27 protein-coding genes are annotated in these 26,155 nt (G+C 36.0%); 20 read left to right on the top strand and 7 right to left on the bottom strand.

Features of this window, described 5'->3' with window-relative positions; genetic code table 11:
* The first annotated feature begins 12 nt into the window (after positions 1 to 12).
* Positions 13 to 897, top strand: coding sequence for a fumarylacetoacetate hydrolase family protein (locus BN999_RS04190; protein ID WP_096270129.1), 885 nt, complete (start codon positions 13 to 15; stop codon positions 895 to 897).
* Between the two features lie 195 nt (positions 898 to 1,092).
* Here the strand turns inward: BN999_RS04190 and BN999_RS04185 are convergent, their stop codons facing one another.
* Positions 1,093 to 2,565 (bottom strand): aldehyde dehydrogenase family protein, encoded by a 1,473-nt coding sequence (locus tag BN999_RS04185; RefSeq protein ID WP_096270392.1) that lies wholly within the window; start codon positions 2,563 to 2,565, stop codon positions 1,093 to 1,095.
* 165 nt (positions 2,566 to 2,730) lie between these two features.
* Between BN999_RS04185 and BN999_RS20490 the strand changes: the two genes are divergently transcribed.
* Entirely contained in the window at positions 2,731 to 2,892 is a 162-nt protein-coding gene (locus BN999_RS20490) for a hypothetical protein (RefSeq protein ID WP_176481847.1), read from the top strand.
* Positions 2,893 to 2,907: 15 nt separating this feature from the next.
* Positions 2,908 to 3,762 carry a protein kinase domain-containing protein gene (locus BN999_RS04180; protein ID WP_096270128.1) on the top strand — a complete coding sequence of 285 codons (855 nt, stop codon included), beginning with the start codon at positions 2,908 to 2,910 and terminating at the stop codon, positions 3,760 to 3,762.
* A 32-nt stretch (positions 3,763 to 3,794) separates the two neighbouring features.
* Here the strand turns inward: BN999_RS04180 and BN999_RS04175 are convergent, their stop codons facing one another.
* A complete protein-coding gene (locus tag BN999_RS04175; RefSeq protein ID WP_096270127.1) occupies positions 3,795 to 5,381 on the bottom strand; it encodes a peptide chain release factor 3 in 1,587 nt (528 codons plus the stop codon).
* Positions 5,382 to 5,764: 383 nt separating this feature from the next.
* Between BN999_RS04175 and BN999_RS04170 the strand changes: the two genes are divergently transcribed.
* The 12 genes from BN999_RS04170 (at position 5,765) to BN999_RS04115 (ending at position 16,609) form a co-directional block, all read left to right on the top strand.
* The gene (locus tag BN999_RS04170) at positions 5,765 to 6,670 is read left to right on the top strand and encodes a hydroxymethylglutaryl-CoA lyase (RefSeq protein WP_096270126.1); all 906 of its coding nucleotides are present in this window, start codon (positions 5,765 to 5,767) and stop codon (positions 6,668 to 6,670) included.
* 155 nt (positions 6,671 to 6,825) lie between these two features.
* Positions 6,826 to 7,416 (top strand): helix-turn-helix domain-containing protein, encoded by a 591-nt coding sequence (locus BN999_RS04165; protein ID WP_176481866.1) that lies wholly within the window; start codon positions 6,826 to 6,828, stop codon positions 7,414 to 7,416.
* 252 nt (positions 7,417 to 7,668) lie between these two features.
* Positions 7,669 to 10,020: an FdhF/YdeP family oxidoreductase gene (locus BN999_RS04160; RefSeq protein ID WP_096270125.1), complete on the top strand. Its 2,352-nt coding sequence runs from the start codon at positions 7,669 to 7,671 to the stop codon at positions 10,018 to 10,020.
* A gap of 11 nt (positions 10,021 to 10,031) precedes the next feature.
* Positions 10,032 to 10,844 (top strand): formate dehydrogenase accessory sulfurtransferase FdhD, encoded by an 813-nt coding sequence (gene fdhD, locus BN999_RS04155; RefSeq protein WP_096270124.1) that lies wholly within the window; start codon positions 10,032 to 10,034, stop codon positions 10,842 to 10,844.
* Between the two features lie 82 nt (positions 10,845 to 10,926).
* Complete coding sequence (moaA, locus tag BN999_RS04150; protein WP_096270123.1) at positions 10,927 to 11,934, top strand: GTP 3',8-cyclase MoaA; 1,008 nt, start codon at positions 10,927 to 10,929, stop codon at positions 11,932 to 11,934.
* A 13-nt stretch (positions 11,935 to 11,947) separates the two neighbouring features.
* Complete coding sequence (locus BN999_RS04145) at positions 11,948 to 12,958, top strand: MoeB/ThiF family adenylyltransferase (protein WP_096270122.1); 1,011 nt, start codon at positions 11,948 to 11,950, stop codon at positions 12,956 to 12,958.
* Between the two features lie 12 nt (positions 12,959 to 12,970).
* The gene (locus BN999_RS04140) at positions 12,971 to 14,281 is read left to right on the top strand and encodes a molybdopterin molybdotransferase MoeA (protein WP_096270121.1); all 1,311 of its coding nucleotides are present in this window, start codon (positions 12,971 to 12,973) and stop codon (positions 14,279 to 14,281) included.
* Positions 14,274 to 14,756, top strand: coding sequence for a molybdenum cofactor biosynthesis protein MoaE (locus BN999_RS04135; RefSeq protein WP_096270120.1), 483 nt, complete (start codon positions 14,274 to 14,276; stop codon positions 14,754 to 14,756). The genes BN999_RS04140 and BN999_RS04135 overlap by 8 nt, the downstream gene beginning before the upstream one ends.
* Positions 14,753 to 14,986, top strand: coding sequence for a molybdopterin converting factor subunit 1 (moaD, locus tag BN999_RS04130; RefSeq protein ID WP_096270119.1), 234 nt, complete (start codon positions 14,753 to 14,755; stop codon positions 14,984 to 14,986). Before BN999_RS04135 ends, moaD begins: the two co-directional genes overlap by 4 nt.
* A 3-nt stretch (positions 14,987 to 14,989) precedes the next feature.
* Positions 14,990 to 15,499 carry a molybdopterin-guanine dinucleotide biosynthesis protein B gene (mobB, locus tag BN999_RS04125; protein ID WP_096270118.1) on the top strand — a complete coding sequence of 170 codons (510 nt, stop codon included), beginning with the start codon at positions 14,990 to 14,992 and terminating at the stop codon, positions 15,497 to 15,499.
* Positions 15,496 to 16,086: a molybdenum cofactor guanylyltransferase gene (mobA, locus tag BN999_RS04120; RefSeq protein WP_096270117.1), complete on the top strand. Its 591-nt coding sequence runs from the start codon at positions 15,496 to 15,498 to the stop codon at positions 16,084 to 16,086. The genes mobB and mobA overlap by 4 nt, the downstream gene beginning before the upstream one ends.
* A 10-nt stretch (positions 16,087 to 16,096) precedes the next feature.
* The gene (locus tag BN999_RS04115; RefSeq protein ID WP_096270116.1) at positions 16,097 to 16,609 is read left to right on the top strand and encodes a MogA/MoaB family molybdenum cofactor biosynthesis protein; all 513 of its coding nucleotides are present in this window, start codon (positions 16,097 to 16,099) and stop codon (positions 16,607 to 16,609) included.
* A gap of 634 nt (positions 16,610 to 17,243) precedes the next feature.
* Here BN999_RS04115 and moaC read toward each other — a convergent pair.
* Together moaC and BN999_RS04105 are read right to left on the bottom strand one after the other, a co-directional pair.
* Positions 17,244 to 17,729 (bottom strand): cyclic pyranopterin monophosphate synthase MoaC, encoded by a 486-nt coding sequence (gene moaC / locus BN999_RS04110; protein ID WP_096270115.1) that lies wholly within the window; start codon positions 17,727 to 17,729, stop codon positions 17,244 to 17,246.
* A 64-nt stretch (positions 17,730 to 17,793) separates the two neighbouring features.
* Positions 17,794 to 18,384 carry a DNA-3-methyladenine glycosylase gene (locus BN999_RS04105; RefSeq protein ID WP_096270114.1) on the bottom strand — a complete coding sequence of 197 codons (591 nt, stop codon included), beginning with the start codon at positions 18,382 to 18,384 and terminating at the stop codon, positions 17,794 to 17,796.
* A gap of 241 nt (positions 18,385 to 18,625) precedes the next feature.
* On the opposite strand from BN999_RS04105, the gene BN999_RS04100 reads away from it, so the two are divergent.
* Entirely contained in the window at positions 18,626 to 21,364 is a 2,739-nt protein-coding gene (locus BN999_RS04100) for a UPF0182 family membrane protein (protein WP_096270113.1), read from the top strand.
* 154 nt (positions 21,365 to 21,518) lie between these two features.
* Here BN999_RS04100 and BN999_RS04095 read toward each other — a convergent pair whose 3' ends face one another.
* Complete coding sequence (locus tag BN999_RS04095; RefSeq protein ID WP_096270112.1) at positions 21,519 to 21,620, bottom strand: YjcZ family sporulation protein; 102 nt, start codon at positions 21,618 to 21,620, stop codon at positions 21,519 to 21,521.
* A gap of 117 nt (positions 21,621 to 21,737) precedes the next feature.
* The gene (locus tag BN999_RS04090) at positions 21,738 to 22,175 is read right to left on the bottom strand and encodes a YndM family protein (protein ID WP_096270111.1); all 438 of its coding nucleotides are present in this window, start codon (positions 22,173 to 22,175) and stop codon (positions 21,738 to 21,740) included.
* A 123-nt stretch (positions 22,176 to 22,298) separates the two neighbouring features.
* Here BN999_RS04090 and BN999_RS04085 point away from each other — a divergent pair, with 123 nt between their 5' ends.
* Positions 22,299 to 23,480 (top strand): DHH family phosphoesterase, encoded by a 1,182-nt coding sequence (locus tag BN999_RS04085; RefSeq protein WP_096270110.1) that lies wholly within the window; start codon positions 22,299 to 22,301, stop codon positions 23,478 to 23,480.
* Between the two features lie 52 nt (positions 23,481 to 23,532).
* On the top strand, positions 23,533 to 23,802 hold the full coding sequence (locus BN999_RS04080; protein WP_096270109.1) for a GNAT family N-acetyltransferase: 270 nt from the start codon (positions 23,533 to 23,535) through the stop codon (positions 23,800 to 23,802).
* Between the two features lie 170 nt (positions 23,803 to 23,972).
* Here the strand turns inward: BN999_RS04080 and BN999_RS04075 are convergent, their stop codons facing one another.
* Positions 23,973 to 24,182: a heavy-metal-associated domain-containing protein gene (locus BN999_RS04075; RefSeq protein ID WP_096270108.1), complete on the bottom strand. Its 210-nt coding sequence runs from the start codon at positions 24,180 to 24,182 to the stop codon at positions 23,973 to 23,975.
* 164 nt (positions 24,183 to 24,346) lie between these two features.
* Here BN999_RS04075 and BN999_RS04070 point away from each other — a divergent pair, with 164 nt between their 5' ends.
* Together BN999_RS04070 and BN999_RS04065 are read left to right on the top strand one after the other, a co-directional pair.
* A complete protein-coding gene (locus BN999_RS04070) occupies positions 24,347 to 24,982 on the top strand; it encodes a DUF3889 domain-containing protein (protein WP_096270107.1) in 636 nt (211 codons plus the stop codon).
* 136 nt (positions 24,983 to 25,118) lie between these two features.
* A complete protein-coding gene (locus tag BN999_RS04065) occupies positions 25,119 to 25,472 on the top strand; it encodes a DUF1360 domain-containing protein (protein ID WP_096270106.1) in 354 nt (117 codons plus the stop codon).
* Positions 25,473 to 26,155: the final 683 nt, after the last annotated feature.

Here is a 26,155-nt window from a genome sequence, read left to right as displayed (position 1 = left end):
AGGAGAGAGTATATGAAATTAGCAACTATTTTACTAGATGGGGAAGAACAGGCAGGGATCGTTTTCTTTGAAGGTTTGTTACCAGTAAAATTATTAAATGATAAGTTAGGTCATAGATGGCCAACAAGTCTATTCCATCTCATAGCAAAACTGAAATTGGAGGAATTGAATCAATTCATTAAAGAAAAAGAAGAAATGATATTGTTAAATTCAACACTTGAATTAATCCCTCATCACGAAGTCCAATACAAACCTCTGTACCGAAACCCAGGAAAGATATGGGGAATCGGGTTGAACTACGTAGATCACGCATCTGACTTAAATGAAGTCGCCCCTAATACAGAACCAGCAAGTTTTATGAAACCAGTCACAACAATAATCGGACCAGGTGAACAAATTAAAGTACCACATCAATCATACCGTACAACAGCTGAAGCAGAATTAGGTATTATTATAGGGAAAGAATGTAAGAATGTATCTCCAGAGGATGTCCCTAATGTAATTGCTGGATTTACAACCATACTAGATATGACCGCAGAGGATATTTTGGAAAAAAATCCTCGTTACTTAACCCGAGCTAAAAGCTTTGATACATTTTTTAGTTTTGGTCCACAATTAATTACTGGAGAAGAGGTGGAAGATATATTACAACTTCATGTCTCCACTATCAAAAATGGGGAAGTACATAGAAAAAATATAGTAAATAATATGACTTTTAAACCATGGGATTTAGTATCATTTCATTCAAAAGTAATGACACTAAAGCCAGGGGACATTATCTCAACCGGAACACCTGGTGCAATTAAAATTTCGGATGGGGATATTGTAGAGTGCCAAATCGATGGATTTGAGAGTCTAAAAAATCCGGTTATTGATTTGAAAATAAGTAATCAATAATAATGTGGAGAATTAACAAATCAAATTTTTTAAAAGAATGCTTCATACTAGCTTTTGGATTATTTGTACTAATTGAAAAAAGAAGAGCGCTTTTTCTAAGTGCTACGTATATTTCCGAAAGCTAGTTTTAGCGCTCTTTAAATGTGCTAAATATATGTCTAGTATTATTTAATACAACACTTAAATGAATAATTACTATTTTAGATAATTTACATGAAATGGACTTTCTCTTTCATCACTTTGTGTTGAGATCCATTGTTCTGTAGTAAATTCAAGCAGTGATCGAATACCACCAAAGCGACCGATACCAGAGTCTTTTTCACCACCGAAGGCTATTAGAGGCTCATCATTAACACTTTGATCATTCACATGTACCATTCCAGTTACGATTTGTTTTGCTACCTCTACTCCCCTTTCGACGGTGCCAGCATGAACAGCTCCACTTAATCCATATTGCGTATCATTTGCAATTTCAATTGCCTCTTGGTCAGTTTTTACCTTAATAATGGTTGCTACAGGCCCAAACATCTCATTTTGAGCAGTTGCAACCTCATTACTACCAATTAATATATATGGGTGCATAACATTTCCTTCAACTTTTCCTTCTAAGACAATTTTTGCTCCTTCTGACTTTGCTTTATCGATATGACTTAATATGGTTTCTATTGACCTTTTGTTGATGAGGGGTCCAATCAAAGTATCTTTTTCTTCGGGATTACCTACCTTAATTTTCTTTGCGAGACTTACGAATTTATCAACAAATTTATCATGTAATTTTTCATGTACGATAATTCTGTTAAGTGACATACATATTTGTCCGTTATGCATAAACTTACCAAAGAGGGCGGAATTAACTGCTCGGTCTATATCGGCATCCTCGAGTACAAGCAGGGCATTATTTCCACCGAGTTCAAGAATTGACTTTTTAATTAGTCGACCACAGACTTCCCCGATATGGCGACCAACACCTGTTGACCCGGTAAACGATATGACTCTAGGGATTGGATGTTCAATCATCCTGTCTCCGACTTCTTTCCTATTAGGAATAACGACATTAAATAAGCCTTTAGGGACACCGGCCTCTTCCATTATCTTGGCTAGAATAGTTCCTCCTGAAACAGGAGTTTGACTATCGGGTTTTAATACAACCCCATTACCAGTTGCAAGCGCTGGGGCAACCGATCGCTGAGCTAAGTACATTGGAAAGTTAAATGGTCCAATTACACCAACAACTCCTACTGGTTTGCGATATATCCTATTTTCTTTACCTGCAACAAGTGAGGGGATAATTTCACCGCCCATACGTAATGGAAACGAAGCAGATTCTTTTGTAATCGCAATTACAAAATCAACCTCAACATTTGCCTTAAGATGTGAAGAACCACTTTCTTTGATTAATATGTTCACCAGCTCTTCTCGATGTGATTCAAAGAGTTGAACTGCCTTTTCCATAATTTGTGATCTTTCAAAAGGATTTTTATCTTTCCATATTTTTTGTGCTTCTTTGGCAGATTCATAAGCTTCGTTAATATCATCAATACTTGCCGTTTTTATCTTACCTATAATCTCCCCACTATATGGATTATCTACTTCAAGTTCTGTATTCCCATTACCATTTTTCCATTCACCAGATATATAATTTTTAGTTAACTTAGAATAAAGATCCATCAAATTCACTCCTAACATTGACATATACTCTCCTTTAGCGTACCCATAAATGTAAAACATAGTAAATATAGATGATATTGAACTTAAAAAAACTAGGGAGATGAAAGTGGTGAATTATGTTAAAATCATAGAATGATTAAGAAAATAAAAAAGGGAGGGAATTGATTGAATCATAAAAATAACATGTTAATTCCTGCAGGTTTGTTTATTGGAATGGGAATTGGAATGGCAATGGGGCATTTAGTTGCAGGATTATTTATAGGACTAGGCACAGGGTTCTTGTTCTCAACTATTGTTTCTATGATAGGAGCAAATAAGAAAGAGTAAAGGTAAGGTATAAATATGGTAACAAAGACGATTAATGGATTAACATTTGAATTAAAAGAGGATCAAGACTTTTCTTGGTTAGAGAGACTTGGAGAAGTATTTTCAGTATTTGATCAGCAAGATTCAGGAAATATATGTTTCGGAATAAAAATTAAAGGTAAGAGACGCTTTATCAAATATGCTGGAGCAAAGACAATAAATTCATCAGTGAACCCGGACATAGCAATTCAGCATTTAAAAAATTCAGTGACGATATATTCCGACCTAAAATACCCATATTTGGTTGAATTAATGGATTGTTTTGAGACAGAAAAGGGTTTCGCTCTATTATTTGATTGGTTTGGTGGGGAAACGCTGCATAATCATTGGGATTTCCCACCACCTAATAAATATGAACATCCTGATTCACCTTATTTTAGATTTAGAAAATTGCCCTTAATGCACCGATTAGAGGTAGTGAATACCATCCTTGAGTTCCATGTTCATGTGGAAGAAAATAATTATGTTGCGATTGATTTTTATGATGGAAGTATCCTATATGACTTCAAAAATAACCTAGCTAAAATATGTGATATCGATTTATATCATACGAAACCATATAAAAACCAGATGGGACGAATGTGGGGATCTTCCCGATTTATGTCTCCGGAAGAGTTTGAACTTCACGCAATAATTGATGAAAGAACGAATGTGTTTAATATGGGGGCAATCTGCTTTGGACTGTTAGGCGGTGAATTAGACCGTTCAATGGAGAAATGGGAAGCATCGAGTGAATTATATGATGTAGCAATTAAAGCGGTGGAGAAGGATAGAAACAAGCGTTATCGAAGTGTACAAGAGTTTTATTATGATTGGAAAAGCAGTATGTAGCAAGACTAGAAGTCTTGTTACATACTGCTTAATTATTTGACCTGACTATAAGAATTTGTCTCAAATAAATCGATTAAATCAATGTCTTCATGATTATCTCTAAACCAGTTTAGGGCAAACTCATTTCGGAAAAGGACTATATAATTGTCTTCGCGATCTCGAACTAACAGATTACGGTCGTCAAATAAAGATTCTTTAACTTGTTCTGTTTTTAACCAACGCGGAATTCTTTCGCCAATGGATTCAAACAGTACTTCTACATTATATTCATTTTCCATTCGGTACTTAAATACTTCATATTGGAGTTCACCTACTGCTCCAATAATATAAGATTCTGTCCGCTTGTCTTTAAATAACTGAATCGCACCTTCTTGTACTAGCTGATCAATTCCCTTTTTAAATTGCTTGGATTTCATGACGTTTTTTGCCATTACTTTCTTAAACAATTCAGGTGGGAATTTTGGAAGTTCATCAAACTCGAAGTCTGCTTTTCCTTCTATCAATGTATCACCTATTTGATATGCATTTGGATCATAAATTCCTATTATATCACCAGCATATGCTTCATCTATAGTATCGCGCGATGAAGCAACTATTTGCTGGGATTGAGAAAGTTTAAATATTTTTCCCGTTCTCGATAGTTTCACACTCATTCCTCGCTCAAATTTCCCTGAGCATACCCGTACAAATGCAATTCTGTCACGGTGTGCTGGATTCATATTAGCTTGAATCTTAAAGATGAAACCAGAGAAATTTGAGTCAGCTGGTGCGACTACACCTTCTGTTGATCTACGTGGGCCTGGAGTCGGTGCAAGGGAAATAAACGTATCAAAAAAGTCATGTACACCGAATGGAGCTAATGCACTTCCGAAAAATACAGGTGTTTGTTCTCCGTTTATTACAGCTTCCATTGAAAATTGATCGCCAGCCTCATCTAATAATTCAAGTTCCTCCTTAGCCGTGCTATATTCATTTGAATTTGTAATATCTAGATAATCAGGATTATCTAACTCGGCATAAGGAATATGTGTTTCCTCTTCATTACCGTTAAATTTAATAAATTGTTCATTAGAACGGTCAAAAATACCATGAAACCTCTTTCCCATACCTACTGGCCAGTTCATTGGGTAAGTTTCAATTTCTAATACTTCTTCTATTTCCTCTAATAACTCAAGGGGCTCTCTACCTTCACGGTCTAATTTGTTTATAAAAGTAAAGATAGGTATACCACGCATTCTACATACTTTAAATAACTTGATTGTTTGGGCCTCAATTCCTTTAACCGAATCAATAATCATTACCACACTATCAACAGCTGTTAATGTACGATAAGTGTCCTCACTAAAGTCCTCGTGTCCAGGTGTATCAAGAATATTAACTTGAAAATCCTTATAAGGGAAATTCATAACACTGGATGTAACGGAGATACCACGTTGCTTTTCAATTTCCATCCAATCTGAGGTGGCAAATTTTCCTGACTTTTTACCTTTAACAGTACCTGCAGAGCGAATTAAGTTACCGTACAGTAATAGCTTTTCTGTAAGTGTTGTTTTTCCGGCATCTGGGTGAGATATAATAGCAAACGTTTTTCGTTTTGCAACTTCCTCTTTAATCGTCATAAATAATTCCTTTCCAAAGTAAAATTCACATTATTTCGAGCTTCATTCGTCCATTACTATACCGCAATGGCTTAGGCACTTTCCTATAATACTATATTCTTTTCGGGTCTGTATAGTTGAATAAATAGTTCCGTTGATGATTTTTAAGATATATAGGCAGTTTATAATCTTACATGGATAATGGTTCGTAAGTTGACAATATTATGATACTTCGTTAAACTATATTCAACAAAATTGAATGAAACGATACAAAATTGAATATGCTTTTATAAACGATTCTTTTCTTATTTTCATATTGTATAATATAAAAAATTTTCTATACTGGTGAAAACGTATTCCTGATAAGGACTCTTGGGTGAATATAAGGTTAAGGAGGGAAGTTCGTGGGAAAATGGCCGGATTTTGTTACGTTAAAAGAAGTTGGACCACGTGATGGTTTGCAAAATGAGAAACAGTTTATCTCAACCGATGATAAAGTAGCGTGGATTGATATGCTTTCAAACTCGGGAATAAAGGAAATTGAGTATTCTTCATTTGTTAATCCTAAATGGATCCCAGCCTTAGCTGATGCCAAAGAAGTTGGGAAGCGGATAACACGAAATCCAGATGTGTTATATTCAGCATTAATTCCCAATATGAGAGGTCTAGAGAATGCATTAGAAGCAGGAATTGATGGTGCATCTGTGTTTATGTCAGCAAGTGAAACACATAACCGTAAAAACATTAATAAATCAATCGCGGAAACTTACCCGGTTTTGAAACAAGTTATCACAGAGGCTAAAAAAGAAGGTAAAAAGGTAACAGGATATGTGTCAACAGTCTTTGACTGTCCGTTTGAAGGTAGGATTAATCCCAATCAAGTTTTGCGTGTATTTGACCAATTGATTGAGGATGGGGTTGACGACATTTCACTCGGAGATACAATTGGATCAGCAGTTCCTTCACAAGTGGAATTGCTACTAGAAGAAATTCTAAAGAGATTTCCTAAAGAAAAAGTAATCTTGCACTTTCATGATACAAGAGGAATGGCAATCGCTAATATAATGACTTCCTTAAACTATGGTATAACCAGATTTGATACATCCATTGGGGGACTTGGTGGTTGTCCTTATGCTCCAGGGGCTGCTGGAAATGTTGCGACCAATGACGTGTTATATTTGTTACATGGATTAGGGGTAAGAACTGGGATAATAGATAAAAAGATTCAAGAGGCTTCTATTTTTATTCAAAATAGATTAGGAAAAAAACTCCCGAGTCGCTCTTTAGCCTATATTGAAGGAACTGCTTAACCTTTCTCCTGCCAATTATAACGCTATACTGAGATTTAAAATGACTATAGAATTCTTATAGTCATTTTTTTTCGGACTTAAGTAAGTCTAATAGTCACCCGTTAAGTTACGTATCTTGACTAGCTTTATAACTATAATCTATTATATAAGAAATATTGTTCGCAGCCAGAGAGGGGAGAAATACAATTAATCTTGAAACTATCGGAAAGAAAATAAAAGAATTACGATTACGTAAAAAATTAACTCAACAGCAAGTTGCTGATTTATCTGGTATTTCAAAAAGTATGTTATCTAAAATAGAAAATGGTCAAACAGCATCAGCGGTAGCCACCCTGTCTAAAATAAGTGAAGCCCTAGATGTCTCTCTCTCGTGGTTAATTGATGATAGAGAAGAACAGGACTTGGTATTTCTGCCAAAAAGTAATAGGCGAGCAAGAATTGGTGATGATAATATGGGTTATTCGTACGAGTTACTTGCTAATCGTTCTTCGTTATCTGGGTTTGAACCAACCATTGTACATGTTACTCCTAAAAACCTAAATTTAAGACAAGAATCTTATACCCACTCCCAGGACGAGTTTATTTTTGTCTTGGAAGGCTCTATATACCTCTCTTATGATGGGAAGAATTATTTTATGGAAAAGGGAGATAGTGCATGTTTTCAAGGGTCAAAGCCGCATTTATTCATTCCTGTTGATGAAAATGAAGCAAAAGTATTAACATTCTTTATAGACAATCCATTATAGATAGAAAAACAAAGTCCTGTATATTAGGGCTTTTTTTATTACAAAAGAAAAAAATAATTTGTTCACCAGGATTCTAAAAGTTTGATTCGTTACCATAGACATATAACAATAGAAGGAATATCAAAGGAAAGTATTTAACATTTAATTGAAAGCGATTCCATGTTACAATTAATGACAGAATATAAAGAAAATAATAGTTTGTAATTAACAGTTGTACAGTAGATCTTCGAACATTGTTAGGAGGGGAAGGAAATGGGGAAAACCAAACATACTGGCCCGATTAAATTACCAAAAAAGCCAGATCCAAAGCTTTGGGTAAGTAAGGTTCCTTTTGGTCTAGGTAAAGTTAAACCCCACCATATTCGAGATACCATGAAAGTCGTATGGGAAAATAAGGATAACTTACCGTATGCTACTCGAATTCTTACACAAGGTGTATGCGATGGATGTGCGCTTGGGGTTTCAGGTCTTAAAGATCAAACATTGACAGGTCCACATGTCTGCACAACTAGACTTAATGTATTACGTCTTAATACAATGGGGCCAATTAAAGAAGGTATGTTACATGGCGACATTGAAAAGCTTCGTAAAATGACTAGTACAGAGCTAAGGCAACTAGGAAGAATCCCGTATCCACTAATCAGAAAGCCAGGTGACCCGAACTTTACTCGTATTTCCTGGAATGAAGCGTTAAATATGGTTGCAGAAAAAATAAAGTCAATCAACCCTAAGCAAGCGGCTTTCTATACAACATCTCGAGGAATAACGAACGAAGTGTATTATACATTAGGAAAAGTTTCCCGTTTCCTAGGAATAAATAATGTGGATAATGCGTCAAGAATCTGTCACTCTCCATCGAAAACAGCTTTAAGCCGATCTATTGGAGTTGGAGCATCAACTTGTAATTATAAAGACTGGATTGGAACAGATGTCCTTGTATTCTGGGGGTCAGTCGCTGCTAATAACCAACCTGTATCAACGAAATATATGTATGCAGCAAAACGTAAAGGAACGAAGATTATCATAATCAATCCATATCACGAACCTGCGATGGATAAGTATTGGGTACCTTCTATTGCAGAATCTGCTCTATTTGGAACGAAGATAGCTGATGATTTTTATCAAGTAAATATCGGCGGTGATATTGCCTTTATGCATGGAATTATGAAGCACTGGTTTGAGATGGAAGAAGCAAATCCTGGATCAGCACTTGACCATGCATTTATAAATGAACATGTGAACGGTCTTGAAGAATTAAGAAAGAAAGTAATGTCCTATCAATGGGAGCAATTAGAAAAATCATCTGGAATACCTAAAGACAGAATGCTAGAATTGGCCGAGCTTCTAGCTAAATCAAACTCTGCAGTGTTTGTCTGGTCAATGGGACTAACACAACACCGATTTGGAACGGATAATATATCACAAGTAGCAAATTTAGCTCTACTCAGAGGATTTCTTGGTAGAGAGCATTGTGGCTTAATGCCAATTCGTGGGCATTCAGGTGTTCAAGGTTCAGCGGAAATGGGGGCAGACCCATTTTCTTTACCGGGTGGTGGATTAGATAAGAAGAACCGTAAACGTGTTGAATCGATATGGGGGTTCGATATTCCAAAATGGCAGGGAGATATTGTAGGTGTTTCATTAGAAAATGCACTATTACCAGGGGAACATGAACGAAAGTTAAAACTCTACTATTTGTCAGGTGGTAACTTCCTAGAGACCATGCCAGATCCGGATTTTGTAAAAGAAGCACTAGAGAATATCGAGTTACGTGTCCATCAAGATATTATTTTGAACACTTCTACTTTATTAGATGCAAAGGAAGCAGTGCTTGTCCTACCTGCAATGACTAGATATGAACAACCAGGTGGTGGAACATCTACCTCAACAGAAAGAATGGTATACTTTTCACCAGAAATCAAAGGTCCCAGAATAGAAGAAGCAAGAGCAGAGTGGGAGATTTATGTAGATTTAGCAAAACGAGTAAAACCCGAACAAAAGGAATTGATCGATTTTAAGGACGCTAACGATATTCGTAAAGAAATTGCTATCACCGCTCCTAACTATGATGGAATCCAGCAGTTAAATAATAAAGGAGACGTATTCCAATGGGGTGGTGCATGGCTTTGCGAAGATGGAATATGTCCAACACCAGACGGAAAAGGCAATCTAATTACTGTAGAGATTCCGGAACTTAGGAAGCCAGAAGGACATTTCTATGTCACAACAAGAAGAGGTAAACAATTTAACTCCATGATTTATGATGAAAAAGATCCATTTAATGCAGCTGATCGCTATGACCTTCTCATGAACAAGAAAGATGCTTTAGAATTAAATATAAATGAAGGTGATGCAATAGTTGCTTTTAATCAATATGGAACATTTACAGGTCGAGCTAAGTTTGAACCGGTAAAGTCTGGGAATGTAGAAGTCCATTGGCCAGAAGGTAACTCCCTCATTCCAAAAGGTGTATATGAGAATTTTGCAGGAATACCGGAATATAATACTGCAGTTATTATAGAAAAAGCGGAAACTTATTATGCCCATAAAGACACGAAATATGTAGAAAAACGTGTGGAAGAACTAGAGATGGAACCACATTAGAGGGTGAGAGTATGAATGAGGTAAAACAAGAACCTTTTGAAATCATTCGTTTTAATGGTACAGAAGCAACTAGAATGGAGGAGGAAATTGTTGAAGAGTTTCCTCTAACTATTATTCTTAATGGTGAAGAATTTGCTACGATGGTTTGTTCTCCAACTAGTATGGAAGAATTAATTGTTGGTTTTCTTGCCTCAGAAGGTATTATTCGGTTGTATGAGGAGATAAAAAACATGTTCATTGATGAAGCAATGGGGTTTGCATATGTGGAGTTATATCGAGAAATCAATCAAGCAAGTATAGAACACTCCAAACGCTTCATCGGGTCGTGCTGTGGTAAAAGTAGACAATTTTATTTTAAAAGTGACGCAAAAACGGCTAAAACTGTTACGAGTAAAATTCTCATTAGCGCAGAACAATGCTATAATCTTATGAAGGAATTGCAGTTACGCTCTGAACAATTTAGAAGAACAGGCGGTGTTCATAATGCAGCACTTGCAACACCGGAAAGTCTACTTGAGGTTCGAACTGATATCGGTAGACATAATGCATTAGATAAAATCTATGGTACAGTACTAGAGCAAAAAATAACTCTAAATGATAAATTAATAGTATTTAGTGGTCGTATCTCCTCTGAAGTGCTATTGAAAGTATCCAAAATTGGAGTAGGAATATTATTATCGAAATCTGCACCTACTGACCTAGCACTGAACTTGGCAAATGAGTTGGGAATTACAGCGATAGGTTTTGCCCGTGAGAATAAAATGAATGTCTATACACATCCACATCGGATTGTAGAATTGGATATGGAATCCTATACAAAATAAATGATGTAGAGCTGTGTTTAGTGATGAAATACAGCTCTTTATCATAGGTTAGTAGTTAAGTAATAAAAGGAGGCCTGTCGTCATGATTGTAACGGATAAATTTGGTCGGCCCTTACAGGATTTGCGTATTTCTGTAACAGATCGCTGTAATTTTCGTTGTACATATTGTATGCCTAAAGAGATATTTGGTCGTGATTATCCATTCTTACCCAAGAACGATTTACTTTCGTTTGAAGAGATAGAGAGACTAGCAAAAGCTTTTGTTCAGTTAGGTGTAAAGAAAATACGTTTAACAGGCGGAGAACCACTGTTACGAAGAAATTTACCAGATTTGATAGGTAAATTATCAGTTATTGATGGTTTAGAGGATATCGGATTAACTACAAATGCTACTTTACTAGAGAAAATGGCTAGTGATTTAAAGGATGCAGGGTTAAAGCGTATTAATGTTAGTCTAGATGCTTTAGATAATCAATTATTTCAATCTATTAATGATAGTGGTATTAATACTGAAAAAGTGCTGAGAGGTATTGATAAAGCAGTAGAAATTGGGTTAGAAGTAAAAGTCAATATGGTTGTAAAAAAAGGAATGAATGAAGTTGAAATCGTTCCAATGGCTCGCTTCTTTAAGGACAAAGGTGTAACGCTTCGTTACATAGAATTTATGGATGTCGGTAAGACAAACGGTTGGGACTTTAGTAAGGTCATTACAAAGAAGCAAATCTTCAATGAATTATCCCGTGAATTTGAATTAGAGCCAATAGATCCTGATTATATTGGCGAAGTGGCAAAGCGCTATCGTTATATTGGAACAGATACGGAGGTAGGCTTCATAACGTCTGTTTCAGAATCATTTTGTTCTACTTGTACAAGGGCACGAATTGCAGCAGATGGAAAACTCTATACCTGTCTATTTGCTTCAAAAGGATTTGATTTTAAAGAGTTGCTTCGTTCTGGTGTGAATGATGATGAGGTCATTAAGCAAATTATTGCTCTCTGGAATAATAGAACAGACCGCTACTCTGATGAGAGAACGGAAGAATCAGCAAAGAATAAAGATAGAATTGAAATGTCCTATATTGGTGGCTAAGTGAGGTAATACGATGAAAGATAGATACTCCAGGCAAATATTATTTAATCCTATTGGAATGAATGGACAAGAACTTATTTCTAAAAAACATGTACTGATCATTGGCTGCGGTGCATTAGGTACAGCCAACGCAGAAGGTTTAGTACGAGCTGGTATTGGCAAGTTAACAATTGTTGATCGTGATTATGTAGAAGCTAGTAATCTCCAAAGACAGCAGTTGTTTACAGAGCAAGATTGCTTGGAGCAATTACCAAAAGCTGTTGCTGCAAAAGAACATTTAGCTAAAATTAACTCTAGTGTGGACATTAGAAGTTATGTGATGGATGGAACTAGTGTTAATTTAGTACCACTCGTAATCGAAGCGGATTTAGTTATAGATGCTACCGATAATTTTGATATACGGTTCATCATGAATGACTTAATTCATCAATACCAGGTACCTTGGATATTTGGCTCTTGCGTTGGAAGCACAGGAATGAGTTATACCATCCTACCAGGTAATAGTCCATGTCTACAATGTATACTTGATGCAACACCTGTATCAGGTGCAACTTGTGATTCTGTGGGGATTATTGCTCCTACTGTTCAGATGGTTGTTGCTCACCAACAAGCAGAGGCTTTAAAGATATTGGTAGAGGATTACGGTGCACTACGTACAAATTTAGTTACCTTTGATATGTGGAAAAATCTTTATCATACAATGAATATGAAGCGTGCCCAAAAGGACTCATGTCCAACCTGTGGAGAGAACCCAGTATATCCAACTCTTACCTATGATGCACAGACGAAGATGGAAGTGCTATGTGGTAGGAATACGGTACAGGTAAGAGCTAGGAGAGAGGTTCATCTTGAAGAATTAGCAAATCGCTTAAAGAGGATAGGCATTGTAAATCAAAATGAATTTTTATTATCTTTACAATACGAGGGATATCGGGTAGTGATTTTTCATGATGGTCGGGTTCTAATTCATGGAACTGACTCTACTGAAAAAGCGAGGAATATTTATTATCAGCTAGTTGGATAGGGAGGATACAAGATGGTTGAAAGAAGAAAACCTATCAAAGTAATAGATGCGTTACAAAGGGTGTTGAAGTATAAAAAAAGTGGGAGTGTTCAATTTGTTTCTATTGAAGACTCATTTGGGCGTTTTCTAGGAAAAGATTTAATTGCCGATCATGACATTCCTTATTTTGACCGCTCACCATATGATGGTTTTGCAGTTCGTGCTGAAGATACAGCAGGTGCTTCTAGAAGTAATCCGGTCACATTTGAAGTGATTGGAGAGATTGGTGCAGGAAGTGTATTTGATAAGCATGTAGAAGAAAAGCAAGCAGTTCGAATTATGACAGGTGCACAACTACCTGAGGCGTGTGATGCTGTTGTGATGCTTGAATTAGCTAATGAATTGGAAATAGGTGGTAAATCTTACTTTGAATTGAAGCGCCCCTCAAAAGTAGGTGAAAATATTTCATTTATTGGTGAAGATACCAAAAAGGGAACAATTCTAGCATCAAAGGGCACATATATAAATCCGGGAATTGTAGCCCTTTTGGCAACATTTGGATATAAAAAGGTACCAGTTAGTATAAAACCTAATGTTGGGATAATTGCAACAGGTAGTGAGTTACTCGAGGTCGATCAACCACTTGAACCGGGTAAAATACGCAATAGTAATGCTTATATGGTCTATGCTCAAGTAAAACGCGCAGGTGGAAACCCAATCTATTTAGGTCAATTTAGCGATGATTTTGATACATGCTTCCATCAAGTATCAGAAGCGTTATCTAAAGTAGATATTCTCCTTACAACGGGAGGGGTATCGGTAGGTGACTATGATTATTTACCAGCAATTTATGAAAAATTAGGGGCGAATGTTCTATTCAATAAGATAGCGATGCGTCCCGGCAGTGTCACAACTGTTGCAGAACTAAATGGCAAGTTAATGTTTGGTTTATCTGGCAACCCATCAGCTTGTTACGTAGGGTTTGAACTTTTTACTAGACCAATAATTCGGGAGTTCTTACATACTAAGAAACCAATTTTGAAGAAAGAGATAGCTGTACTAGGGATTGATTTCAAAAAAGCAAACCCATTTGACCGGTTTGTAAGAGGACATTTAGAAATTAAACATGGTAGATTAGTAGCCATCCCAGTCGGTTTAGATAAATCAAATGTAGTTTCATCGCTAGGTCATGCAGACATATTAATTCAACTTCCAGGAGGAACAAGGGGATATGAAGCGGGAATGGATGTGTCGGTTATTCTACTAGAAGATCAGGAAGGTACAACCTTGGAGACATTTATACAAAACGATATTATTTCGCGAAGGGGTATGCGTCATGGATAATGACTTCTTTTCTATCGTAGAGGAACCAATTCGGGTTGAGGAATTGATTCAAAAAGTTACCAGAAGTGAAGCAGGTGCGATTACCACTTTCCTTGGAACAGTTCGAGAATGGACAAAGGGGAGAAGGACCCTTTATCTGGAATACCAAGCCTATAAACCAATGGCGGTTAAGAAGTTAGCTCAAATTGGAAGAGAGATAAAAGATAGATGGGAAAATACAGAAGTTGCTATTACTCACCGAATTGGGAAACTAGACATTTCAGAAGTGGCTGTTGCAATTGTCGTCTCTTCTCCACATCGAAAGGCGGCATACGAAGCAAATGAATATGCGATCGAAAGAATAAAACAAATTGTTCCAATTTGGAAAAAAGAGCATTGGGAAGATGGTGAAATTTGGATTGGCGACCAATTAGAAAAAGTAGCCTATCCTAATGGTGTACCATCTATATCTATGAAGGGGGATATAGAAGAATGATTACAGTTCTGCTTTTTGCACAACTTCAAGAATCATTAGGGAAGGAAATGATTGAAGTCGAAGCTTCAAATATTTCCGTTACAGAGTTAAAAGAACAACTTAAAATCGCCTACAATTTACCTCAAATTGATCATGTTATGACAGCTGTAAATGAAGAATATGCTTTACCAGATGATATACTCTCGAGTGGAGATGTAGTTGCCCTAATTCCACCAGTTAGTGGTGGATAATAAATGAAAATACTACAGGTAGTGGGTTACAAAAACAGTGGAAAAACGACTATTTCTAAAGAAATAATTCGTTACTTTACTAGTAAAGGTATTAAAGTCGGCTCACTCAAACATCATGGACACGGTGGAACACCACTTGGAATGGAGTTCACAGATAGCGCTCAACACCAAAAAGCGGGTTCTAAAATTGCAGGTGTACTAGGTGAAAATATATTTCAGTTGTCTCATGTAAATAAATGGGAGATTGAGGATATGCTTGCCGTCTACCAATATTTAAAAATAGAATTCCTAATCTTAGAAGGATTTAAGGAACTTGCTTATCCCAAGTTAGTCCTTCTTCGGAATCAAGATGACGTATCTTTGTTAACTAGTCTTACAAATATTATCGGTATAATAAAGCCTTGTGATATACATATAGAAAATAAAGATACATCTATATTTCGACTGGAGAATACAGGTGGTATATGTGAGTGGTTATATCAACACCATTATGTACAAGGAGAAATAAGATGAATCTTGAAATTGCTGGAATAGTATTAGCAGGTGGACAGTCAAGAAGATTCGGTACACCAAAAGCGTTTGCATTACTCGAAGGTATCCCGTTTTATAAGTACTCCATTAACGTGATGAAGCCATTTGTAAAATCCATTGTACTAGTATCTAATAACGATATAGTGGATGAGTTCAAGCATGAGATTCCTAATCTTAAACTAATTGTTGATGATCCATTATATGCAGGACTTGGACCACTTGCAGGTATTTATTCTGGGATGGATTCTGTCGAAGCGGAATGGTATCTTATTTCCCCTATTGATGTACCATTTATGGATGAATTGGTTTATAAAACTCTTCTCGAGAATATAGAAGTTGGTAACGAAATAGTTGTTCCTATTGTAAAGGGGAGAATGCAGCCGCTCATTTCCGCTTTCCATTGTACGATGAAGGAGAGAATAAGAGAGCAGCTTGCGAATCAAGAACTCTCCCCTAAACAATTATTTACAAAAAGTAAAGTTAAATTTATAGAAATGGATTGTGAAGAACCCTTTCGAAATATTAATTATCAAGATGATTTACGTAAGTATCAAGTTAAGGATAGTTAGGAGGGGAAATATGTTAAAGGACCATAAGAGACTTGCTAAACGTTCTGTAAAATGTGCGGTAATTACGGTTAGTGACACTAGAACAAAAGAAACAGACAAAAGTGGTAAACTAATGATTGAATTTCTGGAAAATGGGGGACATAAGGTTCTCCAATACAGCATCATTCCAGACGAGAAAACAGTAATACAAGAAACTGTAAAAGGTGTAACAGCAAGTAATGAAGTAGAAGCGGTACTCATAAATGGTGGTACGGGGATCTCTAATCGTGATGTGACTATTGAAGCACTTCAGCCGTTGTTCGCCAAGCAGATACCAGGTTTTGGAGAGCTATTCCGTATGCTTAGTTATCAACTAGACATTGGTTCTGCGAGTATGTTATCAAGGGCCATTGCAGGTGTAATCAATAACCGAGTGGTTTTTTCAACACCGGGTTCAAGTGGAGCAGTAGAATTGGCTATGGAAAGACTGATTCTGCCGGAGCTTGGACATGCTGTTAGGGAAGTTACCAAGGATTTAAATTAGGTGTGATGTGTTAACGATTAGAGGCATTCATTATTCCATGTGAATATCTTTAATTTACTACTAGTTGCTCTAAAATAATTGTGAATTACATAATTTATACAAACAGTGCGGTAGACTGTTAACTGCTATAATTAAGTCGGGATAGTGGTATGTTACCGCTCCGGCAGAATACTCCGCTTTCCGCGGGCCCGGCCTCAGCCTCCTCGAGGAAAGACCACCTCTGCGGGGTCTTCGGACACGTGCTATTCCCGCAGGAGTCTCCGAATTCTGCCTGCGCTGGTTTAGTTTTCTAATTATTGTTAGTTATTGAATTATGTTTTGCTTTTATGTGGTTCAATTGCTCTTATTCACTCAACACTAGCGTAGAAAATACACGGAGACTCCTTGAAAAAGAAAATCACTTTTTCTGCGTGCGATGTATCCCTTTCGTAGCGTTCCTTGTCCTGCGGGAGGATAGGCATCGGTGAGACCCCGCAGTGCGATAGCACGAGGAGGCTCACCAGCCGCCCGCGGAAAGCGGAGTGTATTTCCGTAGCGGGTATGTTGCTCCCATAATAAATTATTAGCCGCACAGTTTCTATCAAAAGTGAATGAGAGAATGCAAGAAACTAGCACTTAAATACTGCCTATTGTTTTAACCATTCCTTTTATAATCTCCATTCTTACCCCCACTTTTTTCAAGTAAATAGGTTGAACCGATAACCATACTTTTATCAACAGCTTTACACATATCATAAATAGTTAACGCTGAAATGGATGCTGCGGTTAATGCTTCCATTTCTACGCCTGTACTTCCAACAGTTTTTACTTCTGCACGTATTACTAATTCTATAGCTTCTGCTTCTGTTAGTTCATTCCATTGAAATGTTATGTTTACCCCACTAATTGGGATTGGATGACACATTGGAATGAGTGAGGATGTTTGTTTTGCTGCCATAATTCCAGCAACTTGTGCTACAGAGAGTACGTCTCCTTTTTTTATCTTCTGATTTCGGATTGCATCATATACTTGATTACTCATTTGAATACTGGACCTTGCAATTGCTAATCGAACTGTTTTATCTTTATTTGAAATATCAACCATTTTAGCTCTTCCGTCTTCATTAAAATGGGTTAACATAATTGTTCCACCTCTCGAAAATTTTGTTACATTTATCTTATGGTAGGGCATTGGAAAAGACAAGTTATCGGGATACAAATGGGTTGCCTGGAATAAAGAACCGATACGGATAATCTTTTGCTTCACCAGAATTATTAATTCCTATTCTTGTTCCTTGCTCAACAGTTAATGGTTGTTTTCCCTCCGCAATAAACAAAGATGAATTATAAAAGGCTTTTCCATAATCATCCATTGTAATCCCTAATGCTTTTGTAAGTTTGCCAGGACCACTTGTGAGATTTTTGATATTAGAAACAGGTCTTCTCTTTAACATTAACTCGATACCACTTAAGGGCTCTACAGCCCGAATTAATACAGCTTCTGGTATGCCTAACCCACCAGTGACTACATTAACTAAACAATGGGTGTGCATTTGGTATGTATAAACTAGGCCAGGTTCGTGAAACATGATTTCTGTACGTTTGGTTCGGCGATTTTGAAAGCTATGAGCCGCACGATCATTAACTCCAAGATAAGCTTCCGTCTCAACAATAACTCCTGATGTAATACCCTCATCTGTGATTTTAACCAAAACACATCCCAAGAGATCTTTTGCTACTTCTAATGTTGGTTTGATATAGAAACTTTTAGGTAGAGGGGAAAGTGTGCTATTCATATAAATCTCCTTTCAATCAATGCCTATTATTTTATAATTTTCAAATGAAATAGTAGATGTAATATTGGATAGGATGATAGTAGATTAAGTGTGATAACCTTAGTATCGATTATCATGTCTCTGATAAAAAAGTGAAACTTATTAGTAAATTTATCGTAATAATAGTGAAACAATCTGATTATCTGTTATGATTAGCAAGGGAAATTAACCTTATTAATACTAAATATTAGGAGGAACAACTTTGGATTTTACGGTTTTTGAGAATAAAACTTCTAAAAAGAAACCAAGAATGTCAAAAGCAAAATCTATAACACTTATAGTCATTATTCTTTTATTTATTGTCGGTGCTTTATCTGTTAGTTTCATAACCGATTTTATTTGGATGGATAGTTTAGGGTTTCGTGACTTATTTACAACAATTCTAGGAAGCAAAGTATTGCTAGCAGGGATTGGCTTTATCGTTTTCTTAGTATTATCCATGATAACATTTTTCTGGGTTCGGAGTACGTATATTGGTCATCTGAAACAAGAACAGTTGCCACCTATAATCCTAGAAAAAAAGAAAAGTAGTGCTATTATTTTTGGTATATCCATGGTAATTGGTTTATTTGGAAGTTCACTCGTACAGGGGATAGGTTGGGAACCTTTATTAAAGTTTCTAAATCAAGCTTCATTTAATATAACTGATCCATACTTTAATATGGATATATCTTTTTATATGTATACCTTACCAGTATTAAAAATCATGCTAAATCTTTTATTAAGTTTGGGTATTTTCTTTTTCTTACTTGAAGCAGGGTTTTATTCTGTTTTTGGAATGTATCGTAAAAGTAAAAAAGCGCAAATTCATATGGGTGTGACATTAGGTTTTATTGGTTTACTACTTGCTGGGTTACATGTATTAGCACCATATGAAACCATACTTACTAATAAGGTTAATATCTTTCAAGAAAGTGCTGTTTATGGGCTAAGTTATACAGACCAATTAATCAACATACCGAAAGCTTATGTATTAGCAGCTGTGGCAGTCATAGGAACAATTTGGATGATTGTATCCATGAATCGTGGGAAAATCCTTTCCATGGCAATGCCAATTGTTGCTTACGTTGTACTTGTTATTGTTGGACAACTTGCAAGTGTTGCGGTTCAAAGCTTTGTTGTTTCACCGAATGAATTCTCAAAAGAAGAGCCTTATTTGGCACATAATTTAGAGTATACGAGAGCTGCTTATAAAATATTAGGAATAGAAGAGCAGGAGCATCCTGTAAATGATTCGCTAGATACAGCTATGATTGAGAGAAATATGAAGACGATTGAAAATGTCCGTATAAATGATGTAAGACCGCTGGAAGATGTGTATGATCAAACCCAGACGATCAGACCATACTATGCTTTTAATGATGTTGATATTGATCGTTATCAGATTGATGGAGATTACGAACAAGTATTCATAAGTGCAAGAGAATTGCGAACAGAAGATTTATCTGAACAAGCAAAAACCTGGGAAAACCTGAATCTTCGCTATACACATGGTTATGGTGTTGTAATGAGTCACGTAAATCAAGTGACACCACAGGGGCAACCTAAATACATGTTAAATAATTTACCGCCACAAGGTGTTATGGATGTTAATCGACCTCAGATATATTTTGGTGAAGAGTCTTATGATGAAATTGTGGTAAACAGCAAGAAAGAGGAATTCGATTATCCGCAAGGTGGTGATAATGCTACCTCTCGTTATGAAGCGGAAAATGGTATTCCGATGACAGGGCTGAACCGCTTGCTATTTGCATTAGATACAGCTAATTTCCGAATGCTAGTTTCTGATCAAATAAGTAGTGATAGTTTATTGCTGCATACAAGAAATATTATGGATCGCGTTGATAGAATTGCGCCATTCTTCACTTATGATGAGGACCCTTATATTTTCATTCGAGAAGATGGTAGCTTAGCATGGATGATTGATGCTTATTTAACAGAAGAGCATTATCCATATGCTGAACCTTATTCGGATAGTGGAGCGAATTATATTCGAAACTCAGTAAAGGTTGTAGTTGACGCTTATACTGGAGAGGTCGACTTTTATGTTGTGGATCCAAGTGATCCTTTATTAAAGACCTATCAAAATATGTTCCCGAGTCTTTTTGAAGAGGAAATTCCTGAAGACATACGTGCTCATTTTCGCTATCCAGAAATGTTATTTAAGGTTCAATCCTCTATATACGGAACATACCATATGTCTAACTTAGAAGTCTTCTATAATCGTGAAGATGTATGGCAGATTCCTACAGAAAAGTATTATAATGAAGATGTAGAAATGGATCCGTATTTTGTAACCATGAAACTTCCTGAGTATGAAGAGGAGGAATTTATATTAATGCAACCATTTACACCTAGAAATAGGCAAAACATGATTGCGTGGATGGGTGTTAGAAATGATGGAGAACATTACGGTGAGATGTTTGTTTATCGTTTCCCTAAACAGAAAAATGTTTATGGACCACAACAGATTGAAAACCGAATTAACCAGGATAGTGTTATTTCACAGCAGTTAAATCTGTGGTCTCAAGGTGGATCTGAAGTTATTCGTGGTAACCTGTTAGCTATTCCTATTGAGGATACGATATTGTATGTGGAACCTATTTATATTGAATCTTCCAATGAAACTTCACTACCTGAAGTAAAGCAAGTAGTTGTAGCGTATAGTGACTATATCGTCATGGAAGAGAGTTTTGAAAAAGCATTAGCACGGATTCTCGAACTTGTTGACCCAGATAGTAAGCAAAATAATGAGCCTAATGATTCTCAAGAAGATACGGAGGATGGGGAGGACACCGAACCAATTCTGAATGCTGAAGATACTCTAATAGAAGTATCTGAACTATTTGATGCATATCAAGAGGCCCTTTCACAAGGTGAATGGCAAAAAGCTGGGGAGTTAATGACAGAAATAGAAACAATTTTAGAAGGTCTTGAATAATAGAAAATTGCCAGGTATCGAAACAACCGATAACCTGGCATATTTTTTTGTTAGGAAGGTATACAAATCACTAGATATTATAAGGTGCGACTTCACCTAATAGTTGGAACAATAAACGAACGCATTAGTAAAATAATGCGTTCGTTTACTATAGTTAGTACCCTCTACCAACATAAGATGATCCTACAATAATTAGTAGGATAAATAGAACAACAATTAATTCGAAGTTATTGTTGTTTCTTCCACCGTATCCCATTACATTCCCCTCCTTACACCCGTATTACTATTAGCATATGGGAATTTAATTAGCACTTTGTGGACTTACGTGGAGGGAATGTAAAATGTGCTCTTCCGCTTTCCTGAGTCTATAGGGTTACTTATCTTCTTCTTCTTCTTGTAATTCTCTACTGAATTCCGTTTGCATTCGATTAGTAAGGGTAATGGTATTAGGTGCACTATATTGTTTTCTGTCGATTACTCTACTCTTCATATAATGATGAAAGAATATTTCTCCAAGTGCGATTATTGCAGCAGATATTAGTGATGCGTCACTTAATGAGAAGTTCCCTTCGAATAAACCTTGACCTATAAGCCAAACCCCAACCAGTGCTAAACCAAAGTCACCAATTGTAGCCCATAGATTGGACACGTTTGGTAGGATAAAAACATCGGTAATAAACGAAACCGTACTTAATATAAAACTAGTGAGTAGTATATCGGATAGTGTTACATCGAAAAAAATACCTAACACTACCCAAAGTATTAAGGTAGTCATGATAAGTTTTATTAGGAAAGATGATAAATGCTTCATAAGTGTTACACCTTCTTTTAAGTAGAATTTACTTAGTATTCTCTCCTTGGTTTAATATTTTCATTCTGTTTAGCTTTCATATTTTTATGTCGCATAATACATACTAGCATCAGAGGTGAGAACATGTATAAATTACTTTCGCATAATGATTTAGATGGTGTTGGCTGTGGAATATTAGCAAAACTTGCATTTGGAAAGGAAGTAAATATCCGATATAACTCAGTAGGTGGGTTGGATAAAGAAGTTTCTTGGTTCTTAGATCAAAAAGATATGGATACATTCTTATTTATCACTGATTTATCAGTGAATGAAGAAAATGAAAAAAGACTAGCTGAGTATTTCCGAAGTGGTGGAAATCTACAATTGATTGATCATCATAAAACTGCATTGCATTTTAATGAATATGAGTGGGGGCATGTTGTTGTTGAAAATGGAGAGGGCAAACTTAATTCAGCAACTTCTCTCCTTTATGAATATCTTGTTAAGCATAATCTTTTGACTCCGAAGCCAGTAATTGAGGAATTTGTGGAGTTGATAAGGCAATATGATACGTGGGAATGGGAAGAAAATGATAACTATGAGGCGCATCGTTTAAATTCATTATTCTATTTAATTTCCATCGACGAGTTTGTAGAAATTATGTTGGAACGCTTACAAGATAATGAGCATTTTCAATTTAGTGATTTCGAGAAAAAAATTCTTGAGTTGGAAGACAATAAAATAGAGCGCTACATTCGAAGAAAAAGGAGGGAATTGATTCAACATAAGATAGATAGTTACTATGCTGGTGTAGTGTTCGCAGAAATGTATCACTCAGAACTTGGAAATGAGTTAGGGAAAGATTATCCACATTTAGATTACATTGCTATTATCAATATGGGGGGAAGACGTATTGGCTTTCGTACGATTCATGATGATGTTGATGTATCTGTAGTTGCCCAAAAATATGGTGGTGGAGGACACTCCAAGGCTTCTGGATGTACGATGAGTAGTGAAGCTTTCAAACAATTTGTGGAGGAAACCTTCCATCTGGACCCCCTTAGAGAAGATGCTAGAAGAAATAAATTTAATTTAAAAGGAAATCCACTTGGTTCACTTTACCGTTCTAATGAAGGAAAAAACTATTTATTATTTAGAAAAGATGAATATTGGTTGCTAGAAGAAAATCACAAAGAATTAACTCTGTCATTTCCTAGCTTTGATGACGGTGAAAAATTTATAAAGAGAAATTATCAGACATGGCTAATACGTGATGAAGAATTTGTTGAGTATTTGATGGAAGGTTACAAACTATCAAAAAAATAATCAGTAGATTATAATGGAAAATAAGGAAAAAAACAGATAAAGGGGTGGCGTAATGGGCGATATTAAACAGGGTCAAGGTAAGTTTTTTGTTGGTGATGAAGCGAGACCAAAAGCTGAAATCACCTATCAAAAAGATTCTACTGGTAATTTGGTGGTTGACCATACCTATGTATCAGATGAACTAAGGGGACAAGGCATGGCAGGGCAGCTTGTCGAAAAGGTTGTAAGTTTTGCAAGACAAGAAGAAGTAAAGATAGTAGCAGAATGTCCCTATGCTCAGAAGTATATAGAAAAAAATAATCTTCAAGAAGTTCTAGCGTGATATGTACAAAGCAGTGTAGCAATTAGCTATACTGCTTTTTTACTTTTTTATTAGTTTTTTATTGAGAATTAGTGAAGGGAGATAGAGTATCTCTAAAAAATGATAAATGAGTATTTTACTACTGTCTTACAAGAATACATCGAGTGCCTTGTACAGTTTTTTAAAGCAACTTAATGTAATATAGTAAAATTGCTCTCTATTAAGACTGTTAAAATTCTTTCCTTTGAAATGGCCTTTTCATCGAACTCTACTCTTACCTCTCCATCATCGGTATCTATCAATACTCTCTCTATACCATGTAATTGATTCAGGAGATCTTCTACTTTTACAATCCCTGGTTTAGATGTGGCTTCTTTTATATATATAGTTTGTTCACTCATTAATTATTTTCCTTTCTTTGCTTCTAATTTTGTCTCTATCCTAAATATGTTTTCCAAAATTGTAACAGGTCAACCATCTGTATTCATATTCATGTAATACAGAACTAGCTCGTTAGCTTGACTAACAAGCTATGGGAAACAATTTACATTTAGGGGGAAACGAGATGTATTATTATTATAATCCTTATATTTCGGAATATAGATATTATCCTTATCCGGTTTATCCATATTATCCTGAGTATTTATATTCAAATGAGAAGGAACGTCAACAAGTTATTAAAGGTCAAGCAACATGGACTTCAGGAGGTCAAGTTACAAAATGCGGTCTACCCTGGTCCACTAACCAGTTTATGACGGTTGCAGTTGGTGAGGACACCCCGTATCAGTGTGGTGAATCTATAAAAGTAAGAAATCCGATAACTGGTAGGGAGGTTATTTTAACAGTTGTAGACCAAGTGGGAGGATATCCTCAAAATAAAATTAACATACATCGTAGAGCGTTTGAAGCTTTAGGAGCTAATCTAAATCAAGGAGTTATAAATGTAGAAATAACCCTATCACCAGAATTAGAAGAGGAGAAATGGGGCAAGTATCTACTCGAATTAGTGCAAGTTGGTCATCCAGACTTTGAAGTAACTGATTACAAATCTGTCGGAAAAACAGAGATCTCTCCTACAAGAACCAAAGAAACTTTTGACTTTGTTCTACATCAACAACAAGAAGAACTAAAAATACGTGGAAATGTTATTTATAATCCTCAGACCGATCGCGTAATTTCTTTTGATCTCGCGGAAATATAAACACGAGGATCTCGAAAAGATTCAATTGGGTATATAACAGTGTCACATAGTAGTGGTGAAAAATATACTATTTCTATAACGTTGTTTATAAAGTAAATCTTCCCTTAAACTAGAATTTTTAATAAGGATGAAGCAAATGATTAGTGGATGGTTTGAATTTGTGTTATTAATTCTAGCCTCTTTCCGATTAACAAGGCTAGTTGTGTTTGACAAGATTACGAATTTTATTAGGAGACCTTTTCATGAAGAAGTTGAAGAGATAGATTCTAATGGAAATACAATCAATTATATTGAAATTAAAGGGAAAGGTTTACAATATTGGCTTGGTGAATTATTAAGTTGTTATTGGTGTGCAGGTATCTGGTGCTCAGCCTTTCTAGTTGGTTTAACAGTTATTTGGCCTAGTGGAAGTGATGTTCTGATTACATTACTAGCAATTGCTGGGGCAGCTGGTATTTGTGAATCCATTGTACAGCGCTTAGTAGAGTAAAAATGTTAAAAGGAGGACAGTTTTAATGACTAAACAAAAGAAAGAAGAAAGTTCGTCCTCACCAAAACCACAAGGAAAGAGAAGGAAAAAATCGGGTTGTGGTTGTGGTAATAGAAGAAAAAGAAAATAAGTACTTTAGAATAGGAGCTAAGCCATACAGAAACTTGTATTGTTGTGTGGCTTAGTTTTTTTGTGCGTCATGAAATAATAACTCCATCAGATGATGGATATTAGTTACATCATTCTACCTAAACAGTTAACTTGCTAAAAATATAAAAAAGTTATTGACACCCTATTGATATCTATGTTAAATTATTAATCGTTGCTCATTAAGACATGTGAGTTACACAAAAACTTTTCAAAATAACTATTGACTTCATTTTGTTATTTTGGTATTATATAAAAGTTGTTAAAAAAACAAACTTGCTCCTTGAAAACTGAACAAAACAACCAGTATGTAAGAAAAAACAACCCTGTTTTTTCTATTAAAAAGAAATTCTAAAAGCTAGCGTGCTTTTAGTGCTAAGAACTTAATTGATTCTTTCAATTATGATAAACAAACTTTTTTGGAGAGTTTGATCTTGGCTCAGGACGAACGCTGGCGGCGTGCCTAATACATGCAAGTCGAGCGAGTGAAACTAACTGATTCCTTCGGGATGACGTTAGTGGATCTAGCGGCGGAC

This window comes from Paucisalibacillus globulus (assembly GCF_900184735.1).
In the GTDB taxonomy this organism is placed as follows: Bacteria; Bacillota; Bacilli; order Bacillales; family Amphibacillaceae; genus Ornithinibacillus; species Ornithinibacillus globulus_B.
This window is presented reverse-complemented; position numbering and strand designations above follow the sequence as displayed.